Annotated in this window: 1 pseudogene; it reads right to left on the minus strand. The window is 42.7% G+C overall.

What is annotated here, in order from left to right:
* Positions 1–138 precede the first annotated feature (138 nt).
* Positions 139–516: pseudogene (locus NE664_12820) on the minus strand (BlaI/MecI/CopY family transcriptional regulator).
* Positions 517–585: the final 69 nt, after the last annotated feature.

Raw genomic sequence — 585 nt, forward strand, 5'->3', positions numbered from 1 at the left:
CAAATATAGTATTGCCACCGCTTGCTCAGCCGCTCCTTAATCACCGGACGGAGCAGAAACAGAAGGAGTATTAACAGGGAGCCGGACAGGGAAAGGGACAATACGGTTTTTAGGATCTCGGTCATTTACCGCTCTCTCCCCCTCCCAATATCTTCTCAAATCTTCCATATCTTCAGCAGAAAGCAGATCCTTTTCAATTAATGTGGATACAAGCCCTTTTGCATTGCCCTCATAGATTTTCTCCAGGAAGGTCTCCGCCTGTGCCGTCTGATACGACGATTCGGAAACGATGGCGATATATTCATTTCGGCGCCCGATCTTGGCCGTTTTCAAAAAACCTTTGGCAATCAGTCTGGAAGATAATGTAATAATTGTATTTTTCGTCCAGGGCGTTCCCCTGTCCTCCAGTGCTTTTGCAATATCTGCATATAAAGCTTTATTGCCGTTTGCCCATATGATTTTCATCAGTTCCAATTCATATTCCGTTATTTGATGCAAGAATATCAGCCTCCTCATATAAGATTACAATTTGTACTCTAAGTGTATGATAACATTTTGTACTCAAACTATCAAGCCTTTTCCCTG

Origin of the sequence: Anaerotignum faecicola, from assembly GCA_024460105.1 — a bacterium.
Lineage (GTDB): Bacteria > Bacillota > Clostridia > Lachnospirales > Anaerotignaceae > JANFXS01.